We start from the raw sequence: 25,537 nt of genomic DNA, 5'->3' as shown, positions 1-25,537 counted from the left end.
GGGAAGATATGAAGCATGGCTTCGCAAGCAAACTGGGACGATCTTCGCCTGCTGTTGGCAGTCTCGCGACGTGGCAGCTTTCTTCAGGCCGGCCAATTGCTGGGGATCGCTGCGTCTACTGTGTCGCGACGGCTGACCCAACTTGAAGGTGCACTGGGCGAGCCACTCGTCGAGCGGGGCGTTGAAGGATGCTGGTTGACCCCGCGAGGCCAATCCCTCGTGGACGTTGCCCTGGCTGCAGAAGCGGGCTTGAGGCGTCAAACCGTTACGGACATGTCCGAACTACACACAGCGCTATCTGGCACTGTCGTGGTCAGTGCAGGGGAGGGGTTCTCGTCTTGCGTGCTCGAGGCCGCGAGTCGCCTGACCTCACTTCACCCGCGTTGCTCGGTGGAGTTGCTGATAACAGCCGACTTTCACAAGATCGTCCGCGGCGTCGCAGACATTGCCATACGCACAGCTCATCTGGGCGAGCCGTCGCTGATTTATCGCCCCATAGGCAGGCTGGCTTATGGTGTCTTCGCCGATGCAAGTTATCTGAAGCGGTTTCCAGGGGTGACTCCGGCCACGGCGGTCAATATTGCCTTGCTTCCTCCGCTGGATATGTTGCCGCAAATGCGTGTGGCAAAGGCCGCGGGTCTGGAACGCACGCAGATCAGCGTGAACTCGTTCGCGGCTCAGCTCGAATCGGTGAGGCGAGGTATGGGCGTGGCAGTGCTGCCTCGTATTCTGGCGACGGACCTGATCGGGGTGTTCCCGCAGATCCAGCTTCCAGATATGGAGGTCTATCTGGTGACCCGGCCGCAGGCGTTGAAACAGGCTCATATCAAATGTTTTTTTGTCATTCTGGAGCAGGTGCTGCTTGAAGCGCTACTCCCCGGATAAAAATCGTTTGGTGATCATTGCCACTGCCTCCGCTGGAGATGTCAGGGCTGTGTCTATATTAAACGGGGCGTTATCCCACGCCTCATATTCATGATCCAATACAGACTGCCAGGTTGGTGGCGTCAGCCCGGGAATATCAATCTTCCTGGTTTCTACTCGTCGCCGATGTTCATGTTTATCAGAGCAAACCACCTGGATATTCACTAATGGAGCACCAGAGCGTGTGGCGATTTCGCCCCACGCCTTTCGGCTTTCGATTACTGGGTTAACGCAGTCGACTATGACCGTGCTGCCAAAACGAAGATTGCTCAGAGCAAGCTCATTAGCGACCATGTAACCGCTCCGCCCCACGTCTTGTGCCAGAGCACCGGAATTTCGGATAGCCTGCTCAATCGTATCGATCCGCAGATACACAGCACTTGTTCTGGCGGCAAGGTCACTTGCAATAGTCGTCTTTCCGGTACCTGGAAGGCCGCTGAAGACAATGAGCATTTTATGTCCTTCGGTTAGTGAGTTAATCCAGTCTAGGCGGTTGCCAGTTATGCGGCAGCAATAGTGGCCAGCGACTGGCGAACACACCTCCCTTCCTACAAGGCTAAGGGCGAGTAACCGTCCGCTCTAGCTTGCTGCATGAGGCGAAATCATGCTTTCCTGCCATGACCATCACACTGGTGGCCTACAGCAATGTGCAATCAAATTTCTGAACACCAGCATGGAGCATGTTTATGTCTAGTGAAGTGAAACTGGTAATTTTGATTTCTACACAGGCGGGACGAGGACAAGAGCAAGTTGATGCATTTGAAAAACTTGCCCCACTTGTTAGAAATGAAGAAGGGTGCCTGCAATACGACCTTCATAGGGTCACCGACGATGAAGACCAATTTGTTTTGATTGAGCGATGGGCGTCGAAATCAGCTCTGGAAGCTCATGACATTACTCCTCATATGATTGCAGCTGACGCATACAGTCCCACCTTCAGGGCGGGTCCCGCGACCGTTTTGCACCTTGGATCAACGATCCCTGCTTAGATCCCATTGGCCATCATGCAGGCTGCCACCTATGTGGCAGTAGCTCGGCAATTTCATTGGCTTGATACGTTGGCAGACGGGCCAATACATCCTTCAAATAAGCATACGGATCTTGGCTATCGGTCCAGCAGAGGTGCACATTAGGCTGAGCAAGCCAGCTTTTTGGCCGTTAGTCGCATGACCGGCAGCTGTCGACCGCGGCTGTGTAAAAACATAAGCAGTCGTTGAGATCAATCTGTTGCCGCTTTATGTTGTTCGTTTTCATGGAGGATTCTGACTGATGGCACGTGTGGGCTTGATACTGACACCCGGTTTTGCGGACTGGGAATACGCTTTTATTGCAGGAACAGCATCCCCGTTTTATGGGATCGACGTCAGGTTTTTCGCCTCTACTACGGGGCAGTTCCGCTCGCAGGGTGGATTGGCTGTAACTGTGGATAGCAGCTTGGAACAATGCCTGGACTGGAAGCCGGACGTTGTTGTCGTCATTGGTGGAATGATCTGGGAACGTGCAGATGCACCGGATATTCGGGACTTTCTGCTTGCTAGTCGTTCAAGTGGAGCGACAATTGCCGGTATCTGTGGGGGAACGCTGGCACTTGCGAGGGCCGGGCTTCTCGACACGGTTTCTCATACCTCGAACAGCGCTGACTTCTTACAACAGAATGCCGTAGGTTATGAAGGCGCCGCACTTTATCGAAGCAGTCAAGTAGCTGTGGTTGCCGACCGCATCATAACTGCTCCAGGCCCTGCACCCGTTAGCTTTACCTGCGCAGTGTTCGAAGCTGCCGGACTATCTTCAGAGAGCGTTTCGCAGTTCAGGTCATTGTTGGCAGCGGAACACGTTTCATAAGCCGTAACAAGCGGCTACCCGCAGCGCGGCCGACGCACGGTCGGCCGCGCCAGTCGATCAATTGCTCATGATGGGTGCCAGTGCGGTCTGAATCGTGGACATCTGTGCCGGTGTTGTCATGTGCGTAAGCAACCGGCCAAAGTGTGGATGCTGCACGCCCGAGATAATGTATTGCCAGCGGTAGGCGCTCAGCACGGAGGCTTTGATTTGCGCGGTCTCATCGATACTGAATGACCGTGAAACATTGCGGATAAAGTAGTCGGCATCGGATGCCGATTGTGCCTGCAGGATTCCATCGACGGCCGCCACTAGCGCAATCAGATCGTTCACTGCCTGGTCGCGCTCGGTTGGCGAGAGTTTCGCGTGCTCCGCCTTCCACTCCAGTTCATCGAGTACGACGTGCCGGCTTTCATCCTTCCAGTGAAATTTGAAAACATCCTTGAATAGCGGGCACAACTCTTCACGCGGGGCGATGCTTTGCGCGTAGTGCGCCTGAACAAACAGCTCGATATGACAGGTTAGCGCGAGCACCGACCAAGTGCTGGCCGCAAGTACCGAGCGCGCCACATCGTTTGGATCGGCAACTTGACGATACCCCGCTGGCAAGTGCGAACTAATCATCGTCTCCATGCGCCGGAACAGTTCCTGGTGCTTGATCTCGTCGTTAGAAAAGCGCACCAGCGCTTCGAGTGCGAGCTGATCGTCAAAGACATGGGCTCGACCTTGATCGAGCATTTTGGCGCTGATAAAACGCTCGACCAAGCCAAAGATATACGCATAGGTTCGGCCCTGAATCTGACTGAGCAGGCGCGCCTCATCCGGGTCGAGAAAGGTCAGGCGGTCGATCCGCGACAGTCCGTCGGGCAAGAATTTGCGCGAGAAGTCGAAACTCCGGTCCTGTAGCAAATCACGATCGATTTGCCATTCGGCTTTCTTCGATGATCTGACAAGTTGAGCATAACGGGCGGCGTTGTCCGAATCTGGGCTGGGCATGGTAGCAACGGTGTTCATATCGATCTCCTGCTTGCCTGGTCGAGTTGGAATAGGGCAATTACGGTTAACGTCGGAGCCAATGACCATCGGTGAAGAGTCTGGGGATCGTCCCGATCACGGAGTCCGCGTTGGTGCTAATCTAGGCCTCGCAGTTCAGGCGATGAATGACCAGTGCGCCTGATTACATGCTCCGGACTCCGGAAAGGAGGGCTGGCAATTGTTGGATGCGTTTTCCGATGTGTTGCGTGTGATTCGGCTGTCTGGAGGGGTTTTTCTCGAGGCGGAATTCACTGCGCCCTGGTGCATCAAGGGAAGAATCTCTGCGGACGATTGCAAACCGTTCCTGGCGGCACCTCGACATATCATTGCGTCGCATTTTGTCGCCGCGGGGCATATGCAATTACAAGTCGACGGCGGTGCCGCCATTGACGTGCGGGCAGGTGAACTCGTTCTGCTTCCGCACAATGACGCTCATTCTTTTGGCAGCGACCTGAGCATTGCGCCCATGCCGGCGGGCGAAGTTATTCAGCCGCCGGAAGTCGGTGCTATTTCACGAATCAAGTACGGCGGGGGCGGCGAGGTCACGCAACTATTGTGCGGATTCCTCGGCTCTGAAACCCCCTTCAGTCCGTTGCTTTCGTCGCTGCCATCCTTATTGAAACTAGACTTGCGCGCGACGGCTTCGGGAGTCTGGATTGAAAGCTCATTCCGGTTCGCTGTCAGTGAGATTGCGGCGGGGCGCCTCGGCTCGACAACGGTCATCGCCAAGCTCTCCGAATTGCTATTCGTCGAAGCCGTCAGCCAGTACGTCGCGAGCCTCCCCGCTGAGCGGCGCGGGTGGCTGGCGGGTTTGCGAGATCCGCATATCGGGCGCGCACTGGCGCTGCTCCATGCTCGTCCAACCGAGGGCTGGACTGCAGAAGCCCTGGCGCTTGAAGTGGGCATGTCGCGCTCGGTATTCGCGGAGCGATTCACGGCATTGGTCGGACAGCCACCGATGCAATACCTGACGCTCTGGCGTATGCACGTGGCGGCTCAACACCTGCGCGAAGGTCGCGGTAATGTGGCGCAAATCGGCTTTGCAGTGGGCTACGAATCCGAAGCCGCGTTCAGTCGCGCATTCAAACGCCAGTTCGGCACATCACCCGGTACTTGGCGCAGACAATCAGCGTGAGAAGGTCCGGTGCGCGGATGCAAAAACGGGCGCCACTCAGGCTAATACCGGTCAGTTAAGGTGCAGCACCTGTGTGTGCGGGCTTGCTCGCGAAGGCGGCGGCACAGTCAACATTGAGGTTGACTGACACTCCCTCTTCGCGAGCAAGCCCGCTCCCACATGAATTGCGGCGCTTAACTGACTGGCATTAGCCACTCAGGCGCCCGTTTTCATTTACTCCGCGGCTTGAGCCCGCAAGCGCCGGCCGATCACATCTATTTCCGGGGTTAGTGCAGGACCCGCGTGTAAAGCAGGTGCGATTACTTGGTCGCTTCAACCATTTCTCGTTACTGCTCAAGCATCAAGCTACGCCAAATGATTATCGGCTTTTCTAGAGGTGCGACTTCCGGTTGCAACTGCTCCTGCGTGTGTCTGTTGTGCGGTGGCTGCTCCTCTGGTTCAGGCGCTGGGATGTGATACTTGGCGGCATGCACGTTATCTTCGGACATTTTTCGTAGTGCGCTTATTTGATTGTTATGGTGACTTTGCCTTTTGATCTGCCCTGCTCGACGTACCGCAACGCCTGCGCAGTCGATTCAAAAGGGAAGGAACGATCGATGACCGGTTTGATGACGCCAGCTTCGATAAGCGAGGTGATTTTTTGCAGTTGTACCCCGTTGGCACGCATAAACAAAAATGTATAGCTCACCCCGTGCTTGCGGGCTTTTCTACGAATACCGCTGCTCAGCAGGCGCATGACTTGCCGTAGCATCCAGGACAAGCCTTGCTCTTGGGCAAATTCTGCTGTCGGTGGTCCGGAGAGGGAAATGAGCTGTCCGCCAGGCTGGAGAACCTTGACCGATTTCTCCAGTACATCGGCACCGAGGCTGTTCAACACCACGTCGAAATCGCGCAACTCGTTTGCAAAATCTTGCTGCTTGTAGTCGATGACCACATCCGCCCCGAGCGCCTTCACCCATTCGACATTCGCCGTACTGGTGGTCGTCGCAACGAAGGCGCCGAGGTGTTTGGCGAGCTGGATGGCAAACGTGCCGACACCGCCGGATCCAGCATGAATCAACACCTTCTGGCCTTTTTTCACCTGGGCGGTCTCAACCAGCGCCTGCCAGGCCGTCAAGAGGGCCAAGGGCACGGACGCCGCTTCGGCCATGTCAAGGTTCGAGGGTTTCAGCGCGAGCGCGTTTTCGTTCACGGCGATCAATTCGGCAAACGTCCCGATCCGATCCTCGGGAGGGCGTGCATAGACTTCATCTCCTGGCTTGAATCGCTTCACCGCCGAGCCCGTGCGAACGACCACACCCGCCAGGTCGTTGCCCAATACCAACGGAAATGTATAGGGCAGGATCAGTTTGAACTCGCCCGTTCTGATCTTCGAGTCCAACGGGTTCACGCTCGTTGCATGCACCTGGATCAGAACGTCATGCACACCGACCGCAGGGTCGGGCACTTCGCCAACCATTCCGTTCTGCTCGCCGTAGCGGTTGATAAAAAATGCCTTCATGTTGCAGTTGCTCTTGTCGGTGGAATGAGAATGGGGCGCGGCCCCGGCAACGTTGATGCGATGAGACGTACAGGCTGTCAGGCGTCGAGGAACGCCAAAGCCTTGGCCACGAAATCGGTAGGGTGCTGGAAAATGCTGCCGTGCCCGGCGTCCTGGTAAATGATCAGTTGCGCGTTGGGGATTCGCTTTGCCAGCTCAAGCGAGTTGACAGTGGGCACCATGATGTCGTTGTCCCCGTTGGCGATCAGCGTCGGCATACGCAGGCGACCGAGTTCTTGCGGCGCCTGCTTGCCCCACGCAGTAATGGCTTTCAATTGCCGTAAAAACGCGCGGGGTGTCGGGCCTTTGTCCCGGTCTTGCCGGCGCTCTTTCAATCGTTGCAAATACTCGGACGCGGCGCGTTGTCCGTTGGCCGTGGTGGTAAAGAACAGGTAGAACTTGGGATCTCGTAGCGTCAGCAGACCCTTGATCATTAACGGCCAAGTCACCGAGCCGACGTTGTCGATGCCTGTGCCGCCGGCCGGTCCGGTTCCGGTGAGGATCAGCCTGCGCACGCGATCGGGAGCTTTCAGGGCGATGTCTTGAGCGACGAAGCCGCCGAGTGAAAAGCCGAGCAGGTCAACCTTGTCCAAACCCAATGCACGAATAAAGCCGATGGCATCGTCAGCCATCTCACCGACGGTCAATGGCGCGGCGCCGCCCGAGCCACCGATACCGCGGTAATCGGTGATGATGACACGCCGGTTTTTTGCCAGACCGTCAATAATCCTGGGGTCAAAGTTATCCAGCACTGCCCCCCAATGGTTGAACATGACCAGCGGGACCTGCGTTCTGGGGCCCAGATCACGATAGGCGAAAGGTATCCCGCCAACCAGAACCGACTGGTTCGCCGCGTTGATAAATGACGACTGCGAACCCGGGTGATTGCTTGTAGCCATAAGGGTCATGTTTACTCCGTCCGATTGCGGGGCGAGGCCGACCTGCTAGACATGGGTCAGACCTGAGTCAAATAGCGTTGCGCCACGGCAGACTGCCTGATCTGCGACAAAAGACCCTGACGCGCGGTTTGCAGGGCATCCCAGCGCTCGCCTTCTTGCAACGGAGGAATGGTCACCGGTTCGCGACGGTCGAAGCCAACCAGTGCGGCATCGACCAGATCACCGACTTCCATGATTTCGCTCAAGGTGTTGATGTCGATACCGGCGCGGTCCCAAATCTCCGTGCGGGTGGCGGCGGGCAATACGGCTTGCACATAAACACCCTGAGGCGAAAGTTCCAGGCTCAGGCCTTGGGAAAGGAACAGCACAAACGCCTTGGTCGCCCCATAGACCGACATGCCGAACTCAGGCGCCAGACCCACCACCGAACCGATGTTGATGATCGCGCCTTCACCTGCTTTGGCCAGGCGTGGCGCGATGGCGCTGGCGAGTCGCACCAGCGCAGTGGTGTTGAGGGCCACCAGTTGCGCAACGCTGTCGGTGCTTTGCTCGATGAAGGTGCCGGACTGTGCGGCGCCGGCATTGTTGACGAGGATGCCGATGCGCGCGTCATCCCGCAGGCGCGCTTCGACGGTGTGCAGGTCGCTGAGTTGAGTCAGGTCGGCCTGAAGCACTTCAATGGCGACGTTGTGTTCGCCACGCAACTTTGCGGCGAGCGTTTCCAGGCGCGAGTGGTCGCGGGCGACCAACACCAGATCATGCCCGCGTTGGGCGAAACGCTCGGCGTAAACCGCGCCGATGCCAGTGGAAGCGCCAGTGATGAGAACGGTAGGGTGAGTAGTCATGATGTCAGCTCTTTTTTCGGGAACATGAATGGGGATGGATGCACGATCAAATCAGGCCCGATCAGCTTGTGCCTGGTTCGCGGCAGCGCTTGATTCGGCAAGCGTCGGGTAGTCGATGTATCCCGCCGCACCGCCGCCGTAGAGCGTGGAGGGGTCGAAGGCGGACAGTGGCGCACCGGTCTTGAGCCGCTCCACCAGATCAGGGTTGCCGATAAAAGGGCGGCCGAAGGCGATCAGGTCGGCCTTGTCATGCGCAAGGCGTGCCGTGGCCAGGTCCAGGTCATAGCCGTTGTTGGCGATGTAGGTGTTCTTGAAGCGCTGGCGCAAGGCGTCGAAATCAAAGGGCGCCACGTCGCGTGGCCCACCGGTCGCGCCTTCGACGACGTGCAGATAAGCGATGTCCAGAGCATTGAGTTGGTCGACGATGTAATCGAACTGAGCCTGTGGATTACTGCTCGATACACCATTGGCCGGCGAGACAGGCGAGAGGCGAATGCCCGTGCGATCAGCACCAATCTCGGCGGCCACGGCAGCCGTCACTTCCAGCAGCAGACGCGCACGGTTTGCGATCGAACCGCCGTAGGCGTCAGTACGCAGGTTGGCGCCGTCCTTGATGAACTGATCCAGCAAATAGCCGTTTGCACCGTGGATTTCCACGCCGTCGAAGCCTGCCGCAATGGCGTTTGCCGCCGCTTGGCGGAAATCGTTGACGATGCCCGGCAGTTCGTCGGTCTCCAGCGCTCGCGGCTCGGAAACGTCCTCAAAGCGATTGTTGACGAACACCTTGGTCGCGGGACGAAGCGCGGAAGGAGCTACCGGCGCCGCGCCTTGCTGTTGCAGATCGACATGGGAAACACGACCCACATGCCACAGCTGCAGGAAAATTCTTCCGCCCTTGGCATGCACGGCATCGGTCACCTTGCGCCATCCCTCTATCTGCGACTGCGTGTAAATGCCCGGGCTGTCCTGATAGCCCTGTCCTTGCTGCGAGATCTGCGAGGCTTCGGAAATCAGCAAGCCCGCGCTGGCCCGCTGGCTGTAATAGGCGGCAGCAAACTCACTCGGCACAAAGCCTTTGCCTGCGCGATTGCGCGTCAGTGGCGCGAGAACCACGCGGTTCGACAGCGTCAGGGCGCCAAGCGTGTAAGGGGTAAACAGATTCAGGTCGCTCATGGGTGTGTGTTTCCGTGCCCGTTGGTGAATTTCATATGGCTGGCATTTAGGATGATGATCGAAATCTAAACTGTCAACAATTTTGATTATGAGCAACATCTATGTATCATCAACCCATGAATTTCCAGCGGTAGCGAGGTATCGAACATGCGAGTGACCAAGGCCCAGGCTCAGGCAAATCGGGAACACATCGTCGAAACGGCCTCAGTCGTGTTTCGCGAGCGCGGTTTTGACGGTGTCGGCGTGGCCGACCTGATGGCCGCCGCCGGTTTCACCCATGGCGGTTTCTACAAACATTTCGGTTCGAAGGCGGACTTGATGGCTGAGGCCTCGGCCAACAGCCTTGCGCAATCGCTGATCAGCGCTGAAGCACTGAGCATCAAGGATTTCATCGATGTGTATGTGTCCAGGGATCATCGCGACGGGCGCGCCACGGGTTGCACCATGGCGGCGTTGTGCGGCGACGCTGCGCGTCAGTCCGGCGATTTGAAGTCGGCATTCGCTGAAGGCATCGAGCGCACGTTGCAAACGCTCGGCGAAAAATACCCGACCGGGCCGGATGCGCCAGCGGGTGAGGCGAGGGAGAAAATGATCGACCTGCTGGCACGCGCGGTCGGTGCGATCATGCTATCGCGCGCCTGTCCTGACGACTCGGCGTTGGCGGATGAAATTCTGGCGGTGTGTCACGCGAAGATGACCGCATCATTACCTATTCAATCGTAGGTTCATTTCGTATAGGGAATAGATGGTTGTCAGCACAATACGTGCTGACTTGCATCATTTCGTCTTTGGCCGACCGGTTGAGTCCACAGCCGATTTCTGCCTGTCGTCACCGGCTGAAAACGGCCAAGAGCAGTCTCTCGACAAGCGCACGCCCGGCATCGAGAATGAGCTGACTTTTAATCAACGACTCAAGGAAGAGAAATGCAACCGTTACTCAATCGGATAATGCTGTATGTCAAAAACGTGCAAGCAACTTGCGATTTTTATGAGCGCCATTTCGGTTTTGTCAGCGAGCATTTTGCTGATGATCGGGTTGTCGAACTGAGATCTGCAAATGGTGGTGCGACTTTAATGGCCCACCCGGTAGCAAAAAGCGTCAAGACAGGACAGGTTACGGTCAAACTTGTCTTTGATATTGAGGATGTCGATGGCTTCAAGGAACGTTGCCTGGCAAAGGGGCTGAAATTTGGAGCTACGCACAAGGCGGATGGCTATACCTTCGCCAATGCTAAGGATCCTGACGGTAACTCGATTTCTATCTCAAGTAGAGCGTTTGCTGCTCCAACAATTAGATGATTCGTCAGCTTGGTCGAGTGTGTTAGGGGGGCGTTTTTTTCGATCGCCACTAATGGGCCGATACATGCCCATGCCACTCACACCATGCTTCTTGGAGAATGCGAGACTCTGGCAGTCAGCGGTCGATTGCAGCCATTAGCGAACGACTGCAACGGGTCGCGAGTTGCCCGGCGGCTCTCGTTCCGAAGCGATCATCGAACCTCGTGGCATCCATTTTTTCCTCCTGCTGACTCTTTCAATCCCACCTTCAAGGACCGAACCTGTGATCGTATCCCCCGCCAAACTCCTCTTCCTGCCCGGAGCCTCAGGTAACACCCGGTTTTGGCATCCGGTTGCTGAGCGCTTGGCCCACCCGGCGCAGCAGGTCCATATCGGCTGGCCCGGCTTTGGAGACACTCCGCCGTTGTCTGGCGTGACTGGCATGCATGATCTGGTGGCTCGCGTGCTGGCCGAGATCGACCGGCCCACAGCGCTGGTGGCACAGTCCATGGGCGGCATAGTCGCTGTGCTTGCAGCGCTTGAACGCCCTGAGCTGATCACGCACCTGACGCTGACCGTCACCTCTGGCGGGGTGGATATGTCTGCTCTGGGCGCGCATGACTGGCGCCCGGATTTTGCTGCCACCAACCCGACACTGCCGAGTTGGTTTCTCGACGACCGCACCGACCTCACGCTCCGGTTGATCGAGTTGCGCATGCCAGTCCTGCTCCTCTGGGGAGATTCTGATCCGATCAGCCCCGTTCGCGTCGGCCAGCGCCTTGCTCAACTGTTACCTCGTGCTGAACTACACGTTTTCCCTGGCGCCGATCACAATCTGGGCTTTACTCACGCAGCCGAAGTGGCGAGGTTGATCGAGAGACATCTGGCCTACTGGTAAGCGGAACACTTGTTGCCACCGCGTCGGACTGAATGTGCGACACCGTGCGTTTCAAGACCTGGTGGACAGACAACCGGAGGCATATCGCTCTAACTCGCCGGATACTCTGCGCAAACCGCGTAGAGATAAAAAAATCAAAGCATAATTAAAAGTGCACGAACCAACATTGAGTATATGACATGTGATTTCGCACCTCGTTGACCACCTGCTATGGGCCGTTTTCGGCCAGTCGTGACAGGCAGAAAACGGCCGAAAGCAAGCAGTGCTCGTGCTACCTGAATCCGCAAAATAGAAGCGCATTGTTCCCAGTCCCATAGCGTAGAATTTCCCAAACGCCAGCCCCCACCCGAGACGGAACCTCAATGCAAACCCCCACCATCCAACGCCCCCTCTGGCAAACCTACCTCCTGTTCCTCGCCCCCATGGTCCTCTCCAATTTCCTCCAATCCATGTCGGGCACCATCAACAGCATCTACATCGGCCAAATGCTCGGCACCCAAGCCCTCGCGGCAGTATCGGGCATGTTCCCCGTGGTGTTTTTCTTCATCGCCCTGGTCATCGGCCTTGGCGCTGGCGCTGGGGTGTTGATCGGCCAAGCCTGGGGGGCTCGTGAGTTGCATCTGGTGAAGGCCATCGCGGGTTCGACGTTGCTGTTGGGGGCGATGATCGGGTTGGTTGCGGCGGTGTTGGGCAGTGTGTTTGCCCGGCCGGCGTTGCAGGGTTTGGGGACACCGGTGGATGTGCTGGACGATGCGGTGGCGTATGCGCATGTGATGATGTGGATCTTGCCGTCGCTGTTGGTGTTTGTGTTGTTTACGCAGTTGCTGCGTGGGGTGAGCGATACGGTGTCGCCGTTGTTGGCGCTGGTGGTGTCGACGTGTGTCGGGCTGGCACTGACGCCGGCGTTGATTCTCGGGTGGTTGGGGTTGCCGCCGATGGGGATTCAGAGTGCGGCGTGGGCGGGGTTGGCGGGTAACTTGGCGGCGATGGGGTGGCTGGCGTGGCGGTTGATTCGCAAGGGGCATCCGTTGGCGCCGGATCGGGAGATGTTTGCCTCGATGCGGCTGGATCTGGAGATCCTCGGCAAGGTGTTGCGCATCGGGCTGCCGACCGGATTGCAGATGGTGGTGTTGTCGTTGTCGGAGCTGGTGATTCTGGCGCTGGTGAATCAGCACGGTTCTCAGGCGACAGCGGCGTACGGGGCGGTGACGCAGATCGTCAATTACGTGCAGTTCCCGGCGTTGTCGATTGCGATCACGGCGTCGATTCTCGGTGCGCAGGCGATCGGGGCCGGGCGCATCGAACGCATGGGGCCGATTTTGCGCACGGGGCTGTTGATCAACGTGTGCCTGACCGGTGGTTTGGTGGTGTTGGGTTATCTGCTGTCGCACTGGTTGCTGGGGTTGTTCCTCACGGATGATTCCACCCGGGCGATGGCGGAACACCTGTTGCACATCATGCTCTGGAGTCTGTTGGTGTTTGGCTTTCAGGCGATTGTCGGCGGCATCATGCGCGCCAGCGGCACGGTGTTGGTACCGGTGGTGGTTACGATCGTTTGCGTGGTCGGGGTGCAGTTGCCGGTGGCGTATCTGCTGGATGCGCGCTTTGGGCTGCAAGGTGTGTGGATGGCGTTTCCGGTGGCCTATCTGGGCATGCTGATGCTGCAGACGCTGTATTACAAAATGGTCTGGCAGCATCAGAAGATTGAGCGGTTGGTGTAGGGCCTTCGTTTGAGTGCGAAATTGCACTCCACTTGACCACCGGTTGCATGGGATTTGACCGTCATGCTTCGTAACCGTGATCGGCAGAGAATTGCGCATTGCAGCCCTTCTCGACAGGCAGCAATCGGCCCAGAGTGTGTAAAAACGCAGACACCGTTTGGAAGTCTGCGTTACTACGTAAAATCTGCCAGCGCTTGGCTAGTAGGCAGACCTGAAATTTGCGTAGGAACGCGATTTTCGTTCTAGTTCTGACCGTCAAACCTACTCTAAAACGTTTTTACACAGCCTCGGCCAATAGCTGCCGCTCGTTGAAGCTAGCAAAAACGGGAAGTACCTCTCAAAGCGTTTTTCGAGCGTTGCAAAAATCACATGCACAACTTGCGTAGCGCGAATGCTCAATCGGATTACGGACCGTGCGCGCTCACATCTACTTGTAGGAACATGATCAAGGTGTCCCGCAGGGGGCGAACATTTTTGGGTAACCTGAACTCGGACACCGAAGTTAGGGGGCTACCGGCTGGATCAAAATAGCTGTCGTGCGGTGTTATTTTATCTATTTCCATAATGCCTCTAATTCGCCCCGTAAAATTTAAACCATGATCTAAAGTTCTCAACTCCTCAGTGCAATGAAATTTTTCGTCATTAAGTGGCCTGTCCTCGTTAGGCACATCAAGGAGGCACCTGTAACCCAAAAAAGATAATTTCCAACTTGCGGTTCCCGGACTCGATATCGACGGTTATCCAGTTGAGGCAATCAGCATCGCAGCAGCGTCGGTGCACTGCGCCACCGAGGAGCTTCAACGCCGAGTTCTGTCAGTGACGGTAGCGGCCGCAAAAAAAAATTCGACCGCGCGCTTCAGATCAGCGGTACCATCAATTCTACCGTTTGATCGGAAAACACGATCCTCCGTGTTCAACAGACACCGATTTCGGAGTTACCCAAGCTCCTAATTTTTATTAGCGCTCATCAGAATCCAGGGGGCCGGTTCGAGTGGCTTGCGAGACCGCACTGGTACTGGTATATAATCGCTAATCCTCCGTTTGTTTAATTTAAGATTCACTAAAACACCATAATGCCTTACCATAGTGGCCAATATATGGCGCACGCTATGAAAGGAAGCTTTATGACTACACCACCCGAAAGAAATTTTGCTAGTAAAATCGAAAATTTATTGGTAATGCCACCACTCAAGAGGGAAGCAATTCGTCTTGTGTTTTGTTGCGTAATGGCGCTCATATTGAATGTATTTTTATTCTTGGGTGTTGAAGATGATGGTTCTATAAAGACATGGGCTGAGTGGCCAATCGGGGCTTTTTCATCCCCTAGATTGCTTCTGTTCATGATTTATTTCTTTTTGCCGTTTTTAGCGTACACGGTGCTGAAAGCGCTGCTATTAAACGCTAACAATGCATATAGTGGGATTCTCGGATTCTTAGCCAACCAACTTACGGGCGCCATGTACTGCTCCGGACTGATTTTGGCATCGATCACCTTCAAACAATATACCATTGAAGGCAAGTTGGACCATGAGCTAATCAAACTATCACTTATTGTCTTCGCGTCTGGCCTTATGTACTTCTACGCATTGCAATGCGCCATACAGAAAAGCATGTCTCCAGTACTTTTAAAACGCACTGAGCGGGCAAAGAATATCTAATCAGCACGACCTGGCAGTATAAATTCATGTGCAACTACCGGGAATGCTCCGGTCTTGGCAGGATCGATGTGGTCATCGACATTAACCCTGCCCGGACTATGCACCTTGTCCATCACCAGCGATACCAGTCGATACGGCGAAGGAGTCAGATCTTCGGCCTCGATTTTAGCAGTTCGGGATTGGGCAAGGTTGTATTTCCTCAGAGTCGTGGCCTCCAAGTCCAATCTATATGAAAAAAAAGGGGACGGAATTATTTTCTTATTTCTGAAAAATAAATCATTCCCCTTTTCCGCAAGGCCCAAGACCCTGAGGGCGAAGTTGCAAATGTGATGGCTAACTTGTCGGTAGATTTTCTATCCAAGCCTGAGTATGAGCGACCTCTGCTAGCAATGCTTAAGTCAAGCCTCTCGCTTAACGTAAAGTGCGCGGATGCGGGTATAACTGATTATGCGTGGGAGAGTATATCTAGGTCGCAGGAAGTGATAGAGCACGTTTTCAAGGTGACATTTAACTACCTAGAAGAAATCCAGCCTGTTGCGACGGCAACCCCAGCCCTAGCGGACGCTCGTGCCCCGGCAGTTATTGCCCTCCCGCCCTCTCTCGTCTGACAATAAGAAGGCCGGAGGAGGTGCCAAGTCATCTTTCCAGACTATTGGTTTGGGAGTTTATAAGCGCTTTCAGTTTCAATATATATTGCACTATTGAGTGATCGGATGAGAAATTCGATGCGGGCCCTTTTAGTGCCTTGACAAGACGCACAAGCCAGCCACCACTTGTTGAGATGCCTTCATTTTGCAGCCATATTTCGGATCCCACATGCTGATAGAATAATGGTGGGGTGAAAGGAACTGCATCTGAACTATTTATCAGTCGTACTGTTTTTTCGCCAAGTTTTCCATAGAATTTTTTGAATGTAGATAGACCAACAGCTGGCGATCCAAAGGTTATTATTGATTCGAGATTCTCTCTGACTTTATCAGGGTGCGAGCTTCGCAGTTTGACCGCAAATAATATCGCTAGAGCGCCTCCGAGTGAGTGCCCAGTGATAGCAATTTTTTTATCTAGCAAGCTGTTCTCTTCGAGGCAACGAAGTATGGCATCAAGACTGCGAAGTTTGGTGGTTTTATCATCGTAGTTTAGAGTTTTTTGGAATCCTCGATGCACGAGAGTATTGGAGGCTTCCGGGCAGTCTCGCAGCTTAACCGGAAAAGCTTTTAGATTTGAAATTTGCCAATCAACACTTTCTCTAGTACCTCTAAAGCATATTACTACCGATTCGATGTTCCAGAAAATGCGGCAGAACCCTCTGCCGATAGAACCGTGAATTATTCTCTGGTCATCGAAGGGTTTTCCTTTGTAGCTGTGGTACTTATGGGCTATCGGGCTGGCATATGCAGCTTTACTGAGTCTTGCCAATTCCAAGAATATTTTGAGTGATTCCATGTTGTGCATTAGGTCGCCCTTTGCTGCTCATGCTCGCTGATGTGAGGTAGATATAAAAATTGATTCTAGTATTAGATCGGCGACAATGTATTGCTTCGGAGTGCTCCGCTAGTGCTTCAGTAGATGAGCAGCAGCTTTGTCTTGTAAGAGGCGCAATCAGTTGGGCGCGTCCGCTTTGGGCCGTTCTCTGCCGGTCATGGCCACGAAGCATGCTGGTTAAAATCCGATGCAAATGACTGGTCAGGTCGAATGCAAATGGGTGGGCAAGTCTGTGCAATTAGCCATTTGCGTATCAAACGCTGCTCTTGAGCCAGTTCTCGAAGCGCGTCGGCCCGATGATGGGGTGCTCTCCCGGCGTGAGCGAATGATCATCGATGGGCGCACCGAAGTAGGGGACTGTGTCGTCCGCTTGGGCCTGGCGCGGGTCGTTGGTGTGTTGCAAAAACAGGCGCACGAATTCCACCAGCGGCCAGCGCTCTGGGCCGGCTACTTCCAGGGTCTTATTGCTCGGCGCTTGCACGGCGACCTTCGCCAGCGCCGTCGCGACATCGACCGCGGCAATCGGTTGTAGCTCGGCGGAGGTCAGGCGGACGGTGTCGCCGTCCTGAGCGCCCGAGTGCGAAATCGCCCCGATGAATTCGAAGAACTGCGTGGCCCGCAATATTGTGTAGGGAATGCCTGAGTCCTTGATGAGTGTTTCCTGGGCCATTTTCGCCCGGAAGTAACCGCTGTCGAGCATGCGCTCGGTGCCCACCACCGACAGGGCGACATGGTGTTTGACGCCGGCGGTTTTCTCGGCGGCGAGCAGGTTACGCCCGGAAGTTTCGAAGAATTCGAGCACGGCAGCGTCTTCGAAGGAGGGCGAGTTGGCCACGTCGACCACCACGTCGGCGCCTTGCAAGGCGGTCTGCAGTCCTTCGCCGGTGAGGGCGTTGACGCCGGTGCTGGGTGATGCGGCCAGGGTTTCATGCCCCTGGTCTTGCAGGTTTTTGCACAGGTGTCTGCCGATCAGCCCGGTACCGCCCATGACGACGATTTTCATGACGAGTCTCCCGATGCGATGTCAGTCCTGAGTGTCGTATGGGTGGACAGATCGAGGGGCTGACGTTGAATCCTGCAACCATTAAAGACCCGCAATGGAACTGCTTCATGTTGTCCGATAGGTGGTTCGATCAGATGCTGTTCGAATTATCTGAAAAAAATGCAGAGATGCGCACAAAAAGACCGGAAAAACAGATTGGCGGGAATGTTATATTGCCAGCCTTTGTATCCCGTCATGTTTTGAAACATGACGGTGTGTTTGAGGCGACTCAAACGGCTTTTCAGTATCCAGCAGTAAGATTAATAACGCGCCGAGGATTGGGCGCCAGGTTTCGTTATGCATGGCAGGAGGCGTTACATGCGTTGTGTTCTTTCACTGCTGATCACGCTGGTCTGCGCCCAAGTGGCATGGGCCGAGCCCACGGCCGAGTTGTCGGAACCGGTGGGCGGCTGGCGCTATCACGGCCTGCTGGACCGTAGTGAAAACCCTCGAGTCGCCTATCCCACGCCGCCCATCGACCGGGGCGTGCAGCGCAATCGCACGATGATCGAAGGCCAGCTCAAGGCCCTCGGTACGCTCCGTCCGCCCCATAGCCTGGCGGTCAACGGCAATCCCCTGAATCTATACACCGACGACCAAGGGCGTTTCGCCCGGCCATATGCGTTCGGCGCCGGCTCCAACAGCGTCGAAGTGCGCAGTTCCGAGGGCAAGTCGCTCAAGCGCGTTCAATTCTACGAAGCCAACAACCTGCGCACGCCGGCACGAATTCGCGTGGTGCTGGGTTGGGACGATCCCAAGGCCGAACTTGATCTGCACATCATTACCCCCGACGGCCAACATGCATTCTGGGCTCGCCCGGCGATGAGCAACGGCGGCGGTCTGGACCCGGACGGGGTCGATGGCCCCGGCCCGGAAATGTTCACCATGACCGCGCCGATGCATGGCACTTATCTGGTTTACGTGAACTATTGGGGCAACTTCGGCAGTGGCGGCTATAACTTCGATGAGACCAGCAACCAGAACGAGGTAATCACCTCGCAAATCAATCTGGTACTCAACGAAAACACCGTCGACGAAAAACGCGAGACCTTCATCGTGCCTTTGCGGGCGATCGGCGACCTGCTGCTGGTCAAGACTTTCAACTATTAAACATCCCGCACCACGGATGAATTGGGTTTGTGAACATGAGTGATAACACTGTTTCCCCGGCTGCCGCCGACGCACCTGCCGCCAACACTTCCCGTCGCTGGCCGGCGCTGGTCATCGGGCTGTGCCTGGTGGCCGGCGTGGCAGGCGGGTTGGGGTGGTTCCTGAACAAACCCAAGGCTCCGCCTGCGGAACTGGCCAGTGACAAACTGGGCATGGGCCGGCCGGACGGTCTGCTCGAAACCCACTCCCTGAGCCAACTGCCCAAGGATTTGCTGGCGGTGCCGTTTCTCAAGGAAACCCTGACCGAAGATTTCGTCTTCTATTACCAGGCTCACGCCGACCGTCTCGGTTTGATCGGCAGCTTGCGGCGGATCATTTACGAGCATGACCTGAAGTTGCAGGACAGCCTGATCGAGCAGCTGTTCGATCAACCGGCGGACGTGGCGCTGTGGCGCGGGGCGGATGGGCGTCTCAAGGATTTTCTGTTGGTGATGGATCGTGGCGGGCTGGCCAAGGTGCTGGAGCCGTTGGCAAAAGTGGCGCTGGATGATACGCAGCTGAGCAAGCTGGCTGAAATCAAGGTCGCCGGCGATGTGGTGCCGCTTTATCAACTCACCTACAACAACAGCAAAGCGCTGCTGTTCGCCTCTCATGGCGACAAACTGGTGGTGCTGTCCAACCCGGCCAAGCTTTATGACGCCGGCCATGGTCCAGTCGAAGAACCCGGCATGGTCTCGACTGAATCGCTGGAAGCACTGCTCGGCGGCCAGAAACTGTTCCCCGAAGCCTTCGGCCTGCAACCCCGCGCGCCTGAGGTAAAACAACGTCTCTCGGTCAACTCCAGCGTCCTTGCCATGGGTTACCAGCGCTTCATCCCGAATTTTGCCGGCCTGCGTTTCGACATGGACGACAAGGGCTGGCACAGCTTCCTCGCCATGGACGAACTGGAAAACCAGCCAGACTTCGACTTCAAACCGATCTGGCAAGCCATGCCGATGGGCGCCAGCGCCTGCGTGACCTTGCCGCTGGCCGCCGAACAACAGAAACCGCTGCTGGTGAAACTCGGTGCCGACGACGCCGCGGCCCAAGCCCTGACCGAACACATGGCCGGTGCCGCCGGCCTGTGCTGGTACGCCGATTCGCGGCTGTACACGCCGTTGCTGGTGGCCAGCCTGAACGACGATGACAGTGCCAAACTCGACGGCGACCTGGGCAACCTGTTCGGCTCGATGGTCGGCGCCTACGAAGGCAACGTCGCCGAGCACGCGTTCCCGGTGGTCGAGAAACAGGAAGGCCAGACTCATCAGTGGCAGCGCCAGGTCAGCTCCAACTTCGGTCCCTACAAGGCCAAGGATGCCGAGCAACCGGACGCGATCACCGGCAAAGCCTTTATGCGCGTAAGCCTGGCGCGCCACGGTTCGACGCTGCTGTTCTCCCTTGACGACAAACTGGTCGACAAAGCCCTCGGCACCCTCGACAAACGCTTCCCGCCCATGGCTGACGTCGTGCCGAAAGACCTGCTGATGCCGATCTATTTCGGCCCGGACTCCATGGCGCAACTGATGCAACAGGAAACCCTCGACAGCCTGCCGCAAGACATGGAGCCGGTGTTCTACAACGCCGCGCAAACCTACCTGATCCCGAAACTGCGCACCCTCGGCGGCTATGGCAAATATGCCCTGACCTTGCCCAAAGGCAGCGAGCCCGACGGTCACTGGCAGTGGCTGCCGCTGGAGTGGAAAGCCCTGTGACCGCACTTATCCGAGGCCTCGGCCTGCTGGCGTTGTTGCTGGGGACTCGCACCTTTGCCAGCGAAGCCCCGGCGCTCGACCCGCAGCAATCCCAGGTATTCCGCGCCTGGTTCGTGCGCATCGCCCAGGAACAATTGACCCAAGGCCCGAGCCCGCGCTGGTATCAGCAGGACTGCGCCGGGCTGGTGCGGTTTGCCGCCAACGAAGCGCTGAAAGTCCATGACGACAAATGGCTGCGCAGCAATGGCTTGTCCAATCGCTACCTGCCGCCGGAACTGCAACTGAGCGACGCCCAACGCGGCCTCGCCCAGCAATGGCAGCAGGGCGGCGGCAAGGTCGGGCCGTACGTCAACGCGATCAAACTGATTCAGTTCAACAGTCATCTGGTCGGCCGCGATGTGGCCCAGGCCCGACCCGGCGACTTGATGTTTTTCGATCAGGGCGACGACCAGCACCTGATGATCTGGATGGGCCGCTTCATCGCCTATCACACCGGTACCACCACCCCAACCGACAACGGCATGCGCTCCGCAAGCCTGCAACAACTCATGACATGGAAGGACACCCGATGGATACCCGACGCAGCCAACCCCAACTTCATCGGCGTCTATCGACTGAACTTCCTCTCCCAATGATCGGTGCCCGCATGCTGCGCATTTGCTCTCGAATTCCACTGTTGCTGGCCCTTCTGGCGCCTTTAGCCACGGTCAACGCCGAAGACACCGTCGAGCCGAGCGGCTACACGCCGGTGGCCGGTGAAAGCTTTTTCCTGCTGGCCGACAGCAGTTTCGCCAGCGACGAACAGGCGATGGTTCGCCTCGAAGCGCCGGGTCGCGATTACCGCCGGTTCCGCATGGAGCCTTACGGCGGCGCGGACATTCGTGTGTATCGCATCGACAAGCCGCTGGATTTCCTCAAGCGCCAGAAGAACCTGCACCGCGTGGTCAGTGACGGCCAGTTCAAGGGCGAAGGCCTGTCGAACACCCTCGCGTACCTGTGGGACAACTGGTACCGCAAATCCCGTCGGGTGATGCAGCGGGCGTTTTCCTACGAGTCGCGTAAACAAGTCACCGAGGAAGTGCCGGAACTGAAGATGGGCACCGCCATCGCCGCGCCAACGCCTTACGACGCACAGCCACAATTCGCCTTGATTCCGGGCCTGCCGGTGGTCAGCCAATTCCGTTATCCGCTGTGGCAAGCCAAACCGATCCAGCCGCCTGAGGGCGTGAACCTGGCCGGTTCTTCCAGTGAGTTCGTCAGTGTCTCGCCGGGCAACGTGTACATCCCGTTGGGCAACCTGAAGCCAGGCCTGTACCTGGTGGAAGCGCTGGTCGGCAAGTACCGCGCGACCACCATGGTTTTCGTCTCCAATACCGTGGCCGTGAGCAAGATTGCTGGCGATGAATTGCTGGTGTGGGCCGCGCGCAAACACGAAGGCAGTTCGGTGCCCAAGGTCAATGTGCTGTGGACCGACGGCCTGGGCGTGATGAGCAGTGGCGCGACTGACGCCGACGGCTTGCTGCGTCTGAAACACGTCAGCCCGGAGCGTTCGTTTGTGATTGGCGAGGACGAAGAGGGCGGGGTGTTCGTCTCCGAGAACTTCTACTACGACAGCGAAATCTACGACACCAAACTCTATGCGTTCACCGACCGGCCGCTGTATCGGCCGGGGGATTGGGTGTCGCTGAAAATCGTCGGCCGCGAGTTCAAGAATGCGCGGGATTCCGTGGCACCGACCGCTGCCGACGTCAATGTCACCGTGCTCGATGCTACGGGCACGGCGCTGCAATCGTTGGCATTGAAGCTCGATTCCAAGGCAGGTACTCAGGGTCGTTTCCAGTTGCCGGACAACGCCGTGGCTGGCGGCTATGAGCTGCGTTTCAGCTACAAGGATCAGGCCTACAGCAGCGCTTTCCGTGTTGCCGAATACATCAAGCCGCACTTCGAAATTTCCATGAACCTGGCCAAGCAGGATTACCGCACCGGCGAACCGGTGAAGGGCAGTCTGGTGCTGTTGTACCCGGACGGCAAACCGGTGGCCAACGCCAAGTTGAGCCTGAGCCTGCGTGCCCAACAACTGTCGATGGTCGATAACGAGCTGCAATACCTCGGGCAATTCCCGGTAGAGCTGACTAGCGCCGAACTGACCACCGACGCCAAGGGCAACGCCAGCCTCGACCTGCCTGCCGCCGAGAAACCGAGCCGCTATATGCTCACCGTGTTCGCCAGCGATGGCGCGGCGTATCGGGTCAAGACCACCAAGGAAATTCTCATCGATCGCGGGGCTGCGAGTTTCCGCCTGAGCGCGCCGCAGCGGTTCAGCGCGGTGGGCGGCAAGGTTGCCTTCAGCTATGCCAACGAAGGTGGCAGCGAGCAGAGCAAAGCGGTCAACCCGAGCAGCTACAGCTGGGTGCGACTCGAAGATCAGACCACTGGCGAAGGTAAACTCGCCGCCAAAGATAAAGGCTTCACCCTGGCCTTCGACCGTCCGGGCACTTACAACCTGACGCTGAAGGATGATCACGGCCGCGTGCTTGGCGCGACCGGTCATTCGGTCACCGGCGACGGCGTTAAAGCCGTGCCCGGCACCGTGGAAATCGTCCTCGATAAACCCGAGTACAAGGCCGGCGACGAAGCCCTCGCGTTGATCACTTTCCCCGAGCCGATTATCGATGCGCTGTTGTCGCTGGAACGCGACAAGGTCGAGGCCACGGCGCTGCTGTCCAAGGGCAGCGACTGGCTGAAGATGGAAAAAATCAGCGAAACCCAGTACCGCGCGCGCATCCTGGTGAAGGACAACTTCGCGCCGAACCTGACGTTCTCGGTTCTTTACACCAAGGGTGGCCAATACAGCTTCCAGAACGCCGGTATCAAAGTTGTCGCGCCGCAGATCGATGTGGCGATCACCACCGACAAAGAAGCGTATCAACCAGGGGATACCGTTACCGTCGATCTCGCTACCCAGTTCGCCGGCAAAGCCATTCCGGCGCACCTGACGGTCAGTGTCGTGGACGAGATGGTCTACGCCCTGCAACCGGAAGTCGCGCCGACCATCGACCAGTTCTTCTATCACCCACGCCGCAACAACGTGCGCACCAGCGCCAGTTTGTCGTTCATCAGCTACGACGTGGCATTGCCGGGCAGCCCAGGCGCGCCGGGCAAAGCCAACCGCAGCGAACGTGGCGTGAAAGTGTTGGAGCGGCCGCGTCGAGAAGACGTCGACACCGCCGCGTGGCAGCCTGAATTGATCACCGATGCGAATGGCAAAACCCGCTTTACCTTCAAAATGCCAGACTCGCTGACTCGCTGGCGCATCACCGCCCGGGCCATCGCCGATGACGGCCAGGTCGGGCAGAAGAAGCAGTTCGTGCGCTCGGAAAAACCGCTGTACCTGAAGTGGAGCGGCCCGACCAAGTTCCGCAACAGCGACAAACCGGACCTCGGTGTGTTCGCTTTCAGCCAGGCCGAGAAACCGGTCAAGGCTGAGCTGGTGATTCATTACGGTGGCGCCGAGCAACGGGTGCCGGTCACGTTGAACAACGGTATCAACTACATCGCATTGCCAGCGTTCACAGTGGCGAATGGCGAGTGGACTGCCGAGCTGGTGCAGGACGGTAAAACCGCTGATGCCCTGGCCGTGCGCCTGACCGCGACCGGCGAAGGCTGGCAGGTAACGCAAAGCCAAAGCCTGGACGTGGTCAGCGGTGATACGCCGTTGACCTTGCCGGCAGACGCCACGGATATTCGCCTGCGTCTGGATGACAGCCCGCAAGCGCTGTTCCGTTCGGCCCTCGATGATCTGCTGAGCTATCCGTACGGCGGCGTCGAGCAAACCGCCAGTCGTTTACTGCCGTTGAGCATCGCTTATCCAACCTTGTCGTCGAACCCGCAGATCCGCGATCGCTTGCGTTTGATCATGCAGAACAGCCGTCTGCGGCTGGTGCAAATGGCCGGTCCGTCGGCGAGCTTCACCTGGTGGGGCTTTGACGGTGAGCCGGATGCGTTCCTCACCGCCTATGCCTATTACGCCGACTGGCACGCCAGCAAAGCGCTGGAACTGAGCCTGCCGCCGGAGCATTGGCAGCGGGTGCTGGAGGTGTACGCCAAGCAGTCGCAGAACACGCCGCTGTTGCAGCGTGCGTTGATTCTGTCGTTTGCCAAGCAGATGCAATTGCCAGTGAACACGTTGCTCAGCGGTTTGATCGACGATTTGGTGAAAGCCGGCGAAGGCCATGGGGCGAGCGTGATGGACGATGGCGAAGAGAGCCTCGTCATGAACGATCCGGACTCGGCATTGGGACTGGCCAGCGCTCGGCTGTTGACCGCATCGTTGGCGCGTCAGGCCAAGGTCAATCTGCCGGAGGCGTTCAATCGTCAACTGGACGCAGCGCAACAACAAGTGGCCGCCAGCTCCCAGCCGTTTGTCGAAGCGCTGAACCTGTCGTTGCAAGCCTTCGATCAGGCTCACGCGCAAGCGCTGTTGCAACGCTTGTTGCCACAGCAATCGACCCTGGAACGCGCCTTGGCGCTGACCTGGCTGCAACGCAGCATCGAACAGGCCTCGCCCACCATCGCACTGGCTCCGGGTGAAGGCTGGAAGAAAAAGTACGGTGATACCGGAGAGGTGTATTGGACGTGGCAGGGTGCTGCAACCGTGCCTGCAACGTTGTCGTTGAGCGGGACGCAAGAACGCCCGCTTCGCGCTATGTTGAGCTTCCAGAGCAAGCAACCGCCGGTAGACCCGATGGCCGTGACCATCACTCGTCGTCTGTCGCGTCTGGTGCCGGGTGACGAAGCGTTCGAGTTCAAACTCGAAGCCGTCGGGACCAAACCGTTGTCCAGCGACAGCCTGTACCTGGACGAAGTGATCATCACCAGCAAAGCGGCGAAACCGCTGCGCTACGGCATGCTCGAAGTGCCGCTGCCACCGGGTGCGGATGTCGAGCGCACCACGTGGGGCATCAAGCTGATGGGCAAGGCCGGCACCGAGCCGACTTCGCTGGAGAAGGCCCGTTTCGAACCGGGGCAAATGGCTTACGCGATCCCGGTGGATGCCTTGAGCGGTGAATTGCGCCTGCGTCATCTGGTGCGCTTCTCGCAAAAAGGTCAGTTCAATCTGCCGCCGGTGCGTTTCACCCAGGTCTATGCGCCACAGCATCAGGCTCAGGAACAGAAACCGGCGCTTGGTCAGGTCACGGTCCACTGAC

At 57.2% G+C, this 25,537-nt stretch carries 21 protein-coding genes and 1 pseudogene; 13 read left to right on the top strand and 9 right to left on the bottom strand.

What is annotated here, in order from left to right; genetic code table 11:
- The first annotated feature begins 15 nt into the window (after nucleotides 1-15).
- Nucleotides 16-885, top strand: coding sequence for a LysR family transcriptional regulator (locus PMI30_RS19555; RefSeq protein ID WP_008008451.1), 870 nt, complete (start codon nucleotides 16-18; stop codon nucleotides 883-885).
- On the opposite strand, the gene PMI30_RS19560 is transcribed toward PMI30_RS19555, so the two are convergent.
- Nucleotides 871-1,377, bottom strand: a complete 507-nt coding sequence (locus PMI30_RS19560) for an AAA family ATPase (RefSeq protein WP_032835165.1) — start codon at nucleotides 1,375-1,377, stop codon at nucleotides 871-873. The genes PMI30_RS19555 and PMI30_RS19560 overlap by 15 nt on opposite strands.
- Nucleotides 1,378-1,610: 233 nt before the next feature.
- On the opposite strand from PMI30_RS19560, the gene PMI30_RS0129585 reads away from it, so the two are divergent.
- Nucleotides 1,611-1,913, top strand: coding sequence for a putative quinol monooxygenase (locus PMI30_RS0129585; protein ID WP_032835163.1), 303 nt, complete (start codon nucleotides 1,611-1,613; stop codon nucleotides 1,911-1,913).
- 13 nt (nucleotides 1,914-1,926) lie between these two features.
- On the opposite strand, the pseudogene PMI30_RS30505 reads toward PMI30_RS0129585, so the two are convergent.
- A pseudogene (locus PMI30_RS30505) lies at nucleotides 1,927-2,028 on the bottom strand (transposase domain-containing protein); the annotation flags it as partial.
- A gap of 165 nt (nucleotides 2,029-2,193) precedes the next feature.
- Here PMI30_RS30505 and PMI30_RS19565 point away from each other — a divergent pair.
- On the top strand, nucleotides 2,194-2,766 hold the full coding sequence (locus PMI30_RS19565; protein ID WP_008008447.1) for a DJ-1/PfpI family protein: 573 nt from the start codon (nucleotides 2,194-2,196) through the stop codon (nucleotides 2,764-2,766).
- A gap of 57 nt (nucleotides 2,767-2,823) precedes the next feature.
- Here PMI30_RS19565 and PMI30_RS19570 read toward each other — a convergent pair whose 3' ends face one another.
- Entirely contained in the window at nucleotides 2,824-3,777 is a 954-nt protein-coding gene (locus PMI30_RS19570) for a diiron oxygenase (protein ID WP_008008445.1), read from the bottom strand.
- Nucleotides 3,778-3,976: 199 nt separating this feature from the next.
- Here PMI30_RS19570 and PMI30_RS19575 point away from each other — a divergent pair, with 199 nt between their 5' ends.
- A complete protein-coding gene (locus PMI30_RS19575) occupies nucleotides 3,977-4,933 on the top strand; it encodes an AraC family transcriptional regulator (RefSeq protein ID WP_008008443.1) in 957 nt (318 codons plus the stop codon).
- A gap of 502 nt (nucleotides 4,934-5,435) precedes the next feature.
- Here the strand turns inward: PMI30_RS19575 and PMI30_RS19580 are convergent.
- The 4 genes from PMI30_RS19580 to PMI30_RS19595 all read right to left on the bottom strand — a co-directional run bounded on the left by PMI30_RS19580 (nucleotide 5,436) and on the right by PMI30_RS19595 (nucleotide 9,390).
- A complete protein-coding gene (locus PMI30_RS19580) occupies nucleotides 5,436-6,434 on the bottom strand; it encodes an NADP-dependent oxidoreductase (protein WP_008008441.1) in 999 nt (332 codons plus the stop codon).
- A 77-nt stretch (nucleotides 6,435-6,511) separates the two neighbouring features.
- Complete coding sequence (locus tag PMI30_RS19585; RefSeq protein WP_008008439.1) at nucleotides 6,512-7,381, bottom strand: alpha/beta fold hydrolase; 870 nt, start codon at nucleotides 7,379-7,381, stop codon at nucleotides 6,512-6,514.
- Nucleotides 7,382-7,428: 47 nt separating this feature from the next.
- Nucleotides 7,429-8,217: an SDR family NAD(P)-dependent oxidoreductase gene (locus PMI30_RS19590; protein ID WP_008008438.1), complete on the bottom strand. Its 789-nt coding sequence runs from the start codon at nucleotides 8,215-8,217 to the stop codon at nucleotides 7,429-7,431.
- Between the two features lie 51 nt (nucleotides 8,218-8,268).
- Nucleotides 8,269-9,390, bottom strand: coding sequence for an alkene reductase (locus tag PMI30_RS19595; RefSeq protein ID WP_008008435.1), 1,122 nt, complete (start codon nucleotides 9,388-9,390; stop codon nucleotides 8,269-8,271).
- A gap of 147 nt (nucleotides 9,391-9,537) precedes the next feature.
- On the opposite strand from PMI30_RS19595, the gene PMI30_RS19600 reads away from it, so the two are divergent.
- From PMI30_RS19600 to PMI30_RS19620, 5 genes are all read left to right on the top strand, one after another.
- Complete coding sequence (locus PMI30_RS19600) at nucleotides 9,538-10,113, top strand: TetR/AcrR family transcriptional regulator (RefSeq protein WP_008008434.1); 576 nt, start codon at nucleotides 9,538-9,540, stop codon at nucleotides 10,111-10,113.
- A gap of 201 nt (nucleotides 10,114-10,314) precedes the next feature.
- Nucleotides 10,315-10,689, top strand: coding sequence for a VOC family protein (locus PMI30_RS19605; protein WP_008008430.1), 375 nt, complete (start codon nucleotides 10,315-10,317; stop codon nucleotides 10,687-10,689).
- Between the two features lie 262 nt (nucleotides 10,690-10,951).
- Nucleotides 10,952-11,566 carry an alpha/beta fold hydrolase gene (locus PMI30_RS19610; RefSeq protein ID WP_008008428.1) on the top strand — a complete coding sequence of 205 codons (615 nt, stop codon included), beginning with the start codon at nucleotides 10,952-10,954 and terminating at the stop codon, nucleotides 11,564-11,566.
- 362 nt (nucleotides 11,567-11,928) lie between these two features.
- Nucleotides 11,929-13,287, top strand: a complete 1,359-nt coding sequence (locus tag PMI30_RS19615) for an MATE family efflux transporter (protein WP_008008426.1) — start codon at nucleotides 11,929-11,931, stop codon at nucleotides 13,285-13,287.
- A 1,124-nt stretch (nucleotides 13,288-14,411) separates the two neighbouring features.
- Nucleotides 14,412-14,945, top strand: coding sequence for a hypothetical protein (locus tag PMI30_RS19620; protein ID WP_008008422.1), 534 nt, complete (start codon nucleotides 14,412-14,414; stop codon nucleotides 14,943-14,945).
- Nucleotides 14,946-15,581: 636 nt separating this feature from the next.
- On the opposite strand, the gene PMI30_RS30495 is transcribed toward PMI30_RS19620, so the two are convergent.
- Entirely contained in the window at nucleotides 15,582-16,397 is an 816-nt protein-coding gene (locus tag PMI30_RS30495) for a lipase family protein (RefSeq protein ID WP_008008420.1), read from the bottom strand.
- A 283-nt stretch (nucleotides 16,398-16,680) separates the two neighbouring features.
- Nucleotides 16,681-17,430, bottom strand: coding sequence for an SDR family oxidoreductase (locus PMI30_RS19625; protein WP_008008418.1), 750 nt, complete (start codon nucleotides 17,428-17,430; stop codon nucleotides 16,681-16,683).
- A 357-nt stretch (nucleotides 17,431-17,787) separates the two neighbouring features.
- Here PMI30_RS19625 and PMI30_RS19630 point away from each other — a divergent pair, with 357 nt between their 5' ends.
- Genes PMI30_RS19630 through PMI30_RS19645 form a run of 4 tightly spaced genes read left to right on the top strand, consistent with a single transcriptional unit; the run spans nucleotide 17,788 to nucleotide 25,536 of the window.
- On the top strand, nucleotides 17,788-18,579 hold the full coding sequence (locus tag PMI30_RS19630; RefSeq protein WP_008008415.1) for a YfaP family protein: 792 nt from the start codon (nucleotides 17,788-17,790) through the stop codon (nucleotides 18,577-18,579).
- Nucleotides 18,580-18,614: 35 nt separating this feature from the next.
- A complete protein-coding gene (locus tag PMI30_RS19635) occupies nucleotides 18,615-20,330 on the top strand; it encodes a DUF2138 domain-containing protein (RefSeq protein ID WP_008008413.1) in 1,716 nt (571 codons plus the stop codon).
- On the top strand, nucleotides 20,327-20,965 hold the full coding sequence (locus tag PMI30_RS19640; RefSeq protein ID WP_008008411.1) for a DUF1175 domain-containing protein: 639 nt from the start codon (nucleotides 20,327-20,329) through the stop codon (nucleotides 20,963-20,965). The genes PMI30_RS19635 and PMI30_RS19640 overlap by 4 nt, the downstream gene beginning before the upstream one ends.
- Nucleotides 20,962-25,536, top strand: a complete 4,575-nt coding sequence (locus tag PMI30_RS19645; RefSeq protein WP_008008408.1) for an alpha-2-macroglobulin family protein — start codon at nucleotides 20,962-20,964, stop codon at nucleotides 25,534-25,536. Before PMI30_RS19640 ends, PMI30_RS19645 begins: the two co-directional genes overlap by 4 nt.
- Nucleotide 25,537 lies beyond the last annotated feature (1 nt).

Origin of the sequence: Pseudomonas sp. GM50 (assembly GCF_000282375.1) — a bacterium.
GTDB lineage: Bacteria > Pseudomonadota > Gammaproteobacteria > Pseudomonadales > Pseudomonadaceae > Aquipseudomonas.
The sequence above is the reverse complement of the archived record's forward strand: the minus strand, read 5'-3'. Positions and strand labels throughout refer to the sequence as shown.

Excerpts from the sequence above, each read along its gene's own strand:
- PMI30_RS19615 (WP_008008426.1), top strand. The coding sequence starts at position 11,929 with ATGCAAACCCCCACCATCCAACGCCCCCTCTGGCAAACCTACCTCCTG.
- PMI30_RS19635 (WP_008008413.1), top strand. The coding sequence starts at position 18,615 with ATGAGTGATAACACTGTTTCCCCGGCTGCCGCCGACGCACCTGCCGCC.
- PMI30_RS19560 (WP_032835165.1), bottom strand. The coding sequence starts at position 1,377 with ATGCTCATTGTCTTCAGCGGCCTTCCAGGTACCGGAAAGACGACTATT.
- PMI30_RS19645 (WP_008008408.1), top strand. The coding sequence starts at position 20,962 with ATGATCGGTGCCCGCATGCTGCGCATTTGCTCTCGAATTCCACTGTTG.
- PMI30_RS19590 (WP_008008438.1), bottom strand. The coding sequence starts at position 8,217 with ATGACTACTCACCCTACCGTTCTCATCACTGGCGCTTCCACTGGCATC.
- PMI30_RS30495 (WP_008008420.1), bottom strand. The coding sequence starts at position 16,397 with ATGCACAACATGGAATCACTCAAAATATTCTTGGAATTGGCAAGACTC.
- PMI30_RS19570 (WP_008008445.1), bottom strand. The coding sequence starts at position 3,777 with ATGAACACCGTTGCTACCATGCCCAGCCCAGATTCGGACAACGCCGCC.
- PMI30_RS19600 (WP_008008434.1), top strand. The coding sequence starts at position 9,538 with ATGCGAGTGACCAAGGCCCAGGCTCAGGCAAATCGGGAACACATCGTC.
- PMI30_RS19630 (WP_008008415.1), top strand. The coding sequence starts at position 17,788 with ATGCGTTGTGTTCTTTCACTGCTGATCACGCTGGTCTGCGCCCAAGTG.
- PMI30_RS19595 (WP_008008435.1), bottom strand. The coding sequence starts at position 9,390 with ATGAGCGACCTGAATCTGTTTACCCCTTACACGCTTGGCGCCCTGACG.
- PMI30_RS19605 (WP_008008430.1), top strand. The coding sequence starts at position 10,315 with ATGCAACCGTTACTCAATCGGATAATGCTGTATGTCAAAAACGTGCAA.
- PMI30_RS19625 (WP_008008418.1), bottom strand. The coding sequence starts at position 17,430 with ATGAAAATCGTCGTCATGGGCGGTACCGGGCTGATCGGCAGACACCTG.
- PMI30_RS19620 (WP_008008422.1), top strand. The coding sequence starts at position 14,412 with ATGACTACACCACCCGAAAGAAATTTTGCTAGTAAAATCGAAAATTTA.
- PMI30_RS19555 (WP_008008451.1), top strand. The coding sequence starts at position 16 with ATGGCTTCGCAAGCAAACTGGGACGATCTTCGCCTGCTGTTGGCAGTC.
- PMI30_RS19565 (WP_008008447.1), top strand. The coding sequence starts at position 2,194 with ATGGCACGTGTGGGCTTGATACTGACACCCGGTTTTGCGGACTGGGAA.
- PMI30_RS19585 (WP_008008439.1), bottom strand. The coding sequence starts at position 7,381 with ATGACCCTTATGGCTACAAGCAATCACCCGGGTTCGCAGTCGTCATTT.
- PMI30_RS19580 (WP_008008441.1), bottom strand. The coding sequence starts at position 6,434 with ATGAAGGCATTTTTTATCAACCGCTACGGCGAGCAGAACGGAATGGTT.
- PMI30_RS0129585 (WP_032835163.1), top strand. The coding sequence starts at position 1,611 with ATGTCTAGTGAAGTGAAACTGGTAATTTTGATTTCTACACAGGCGGGA.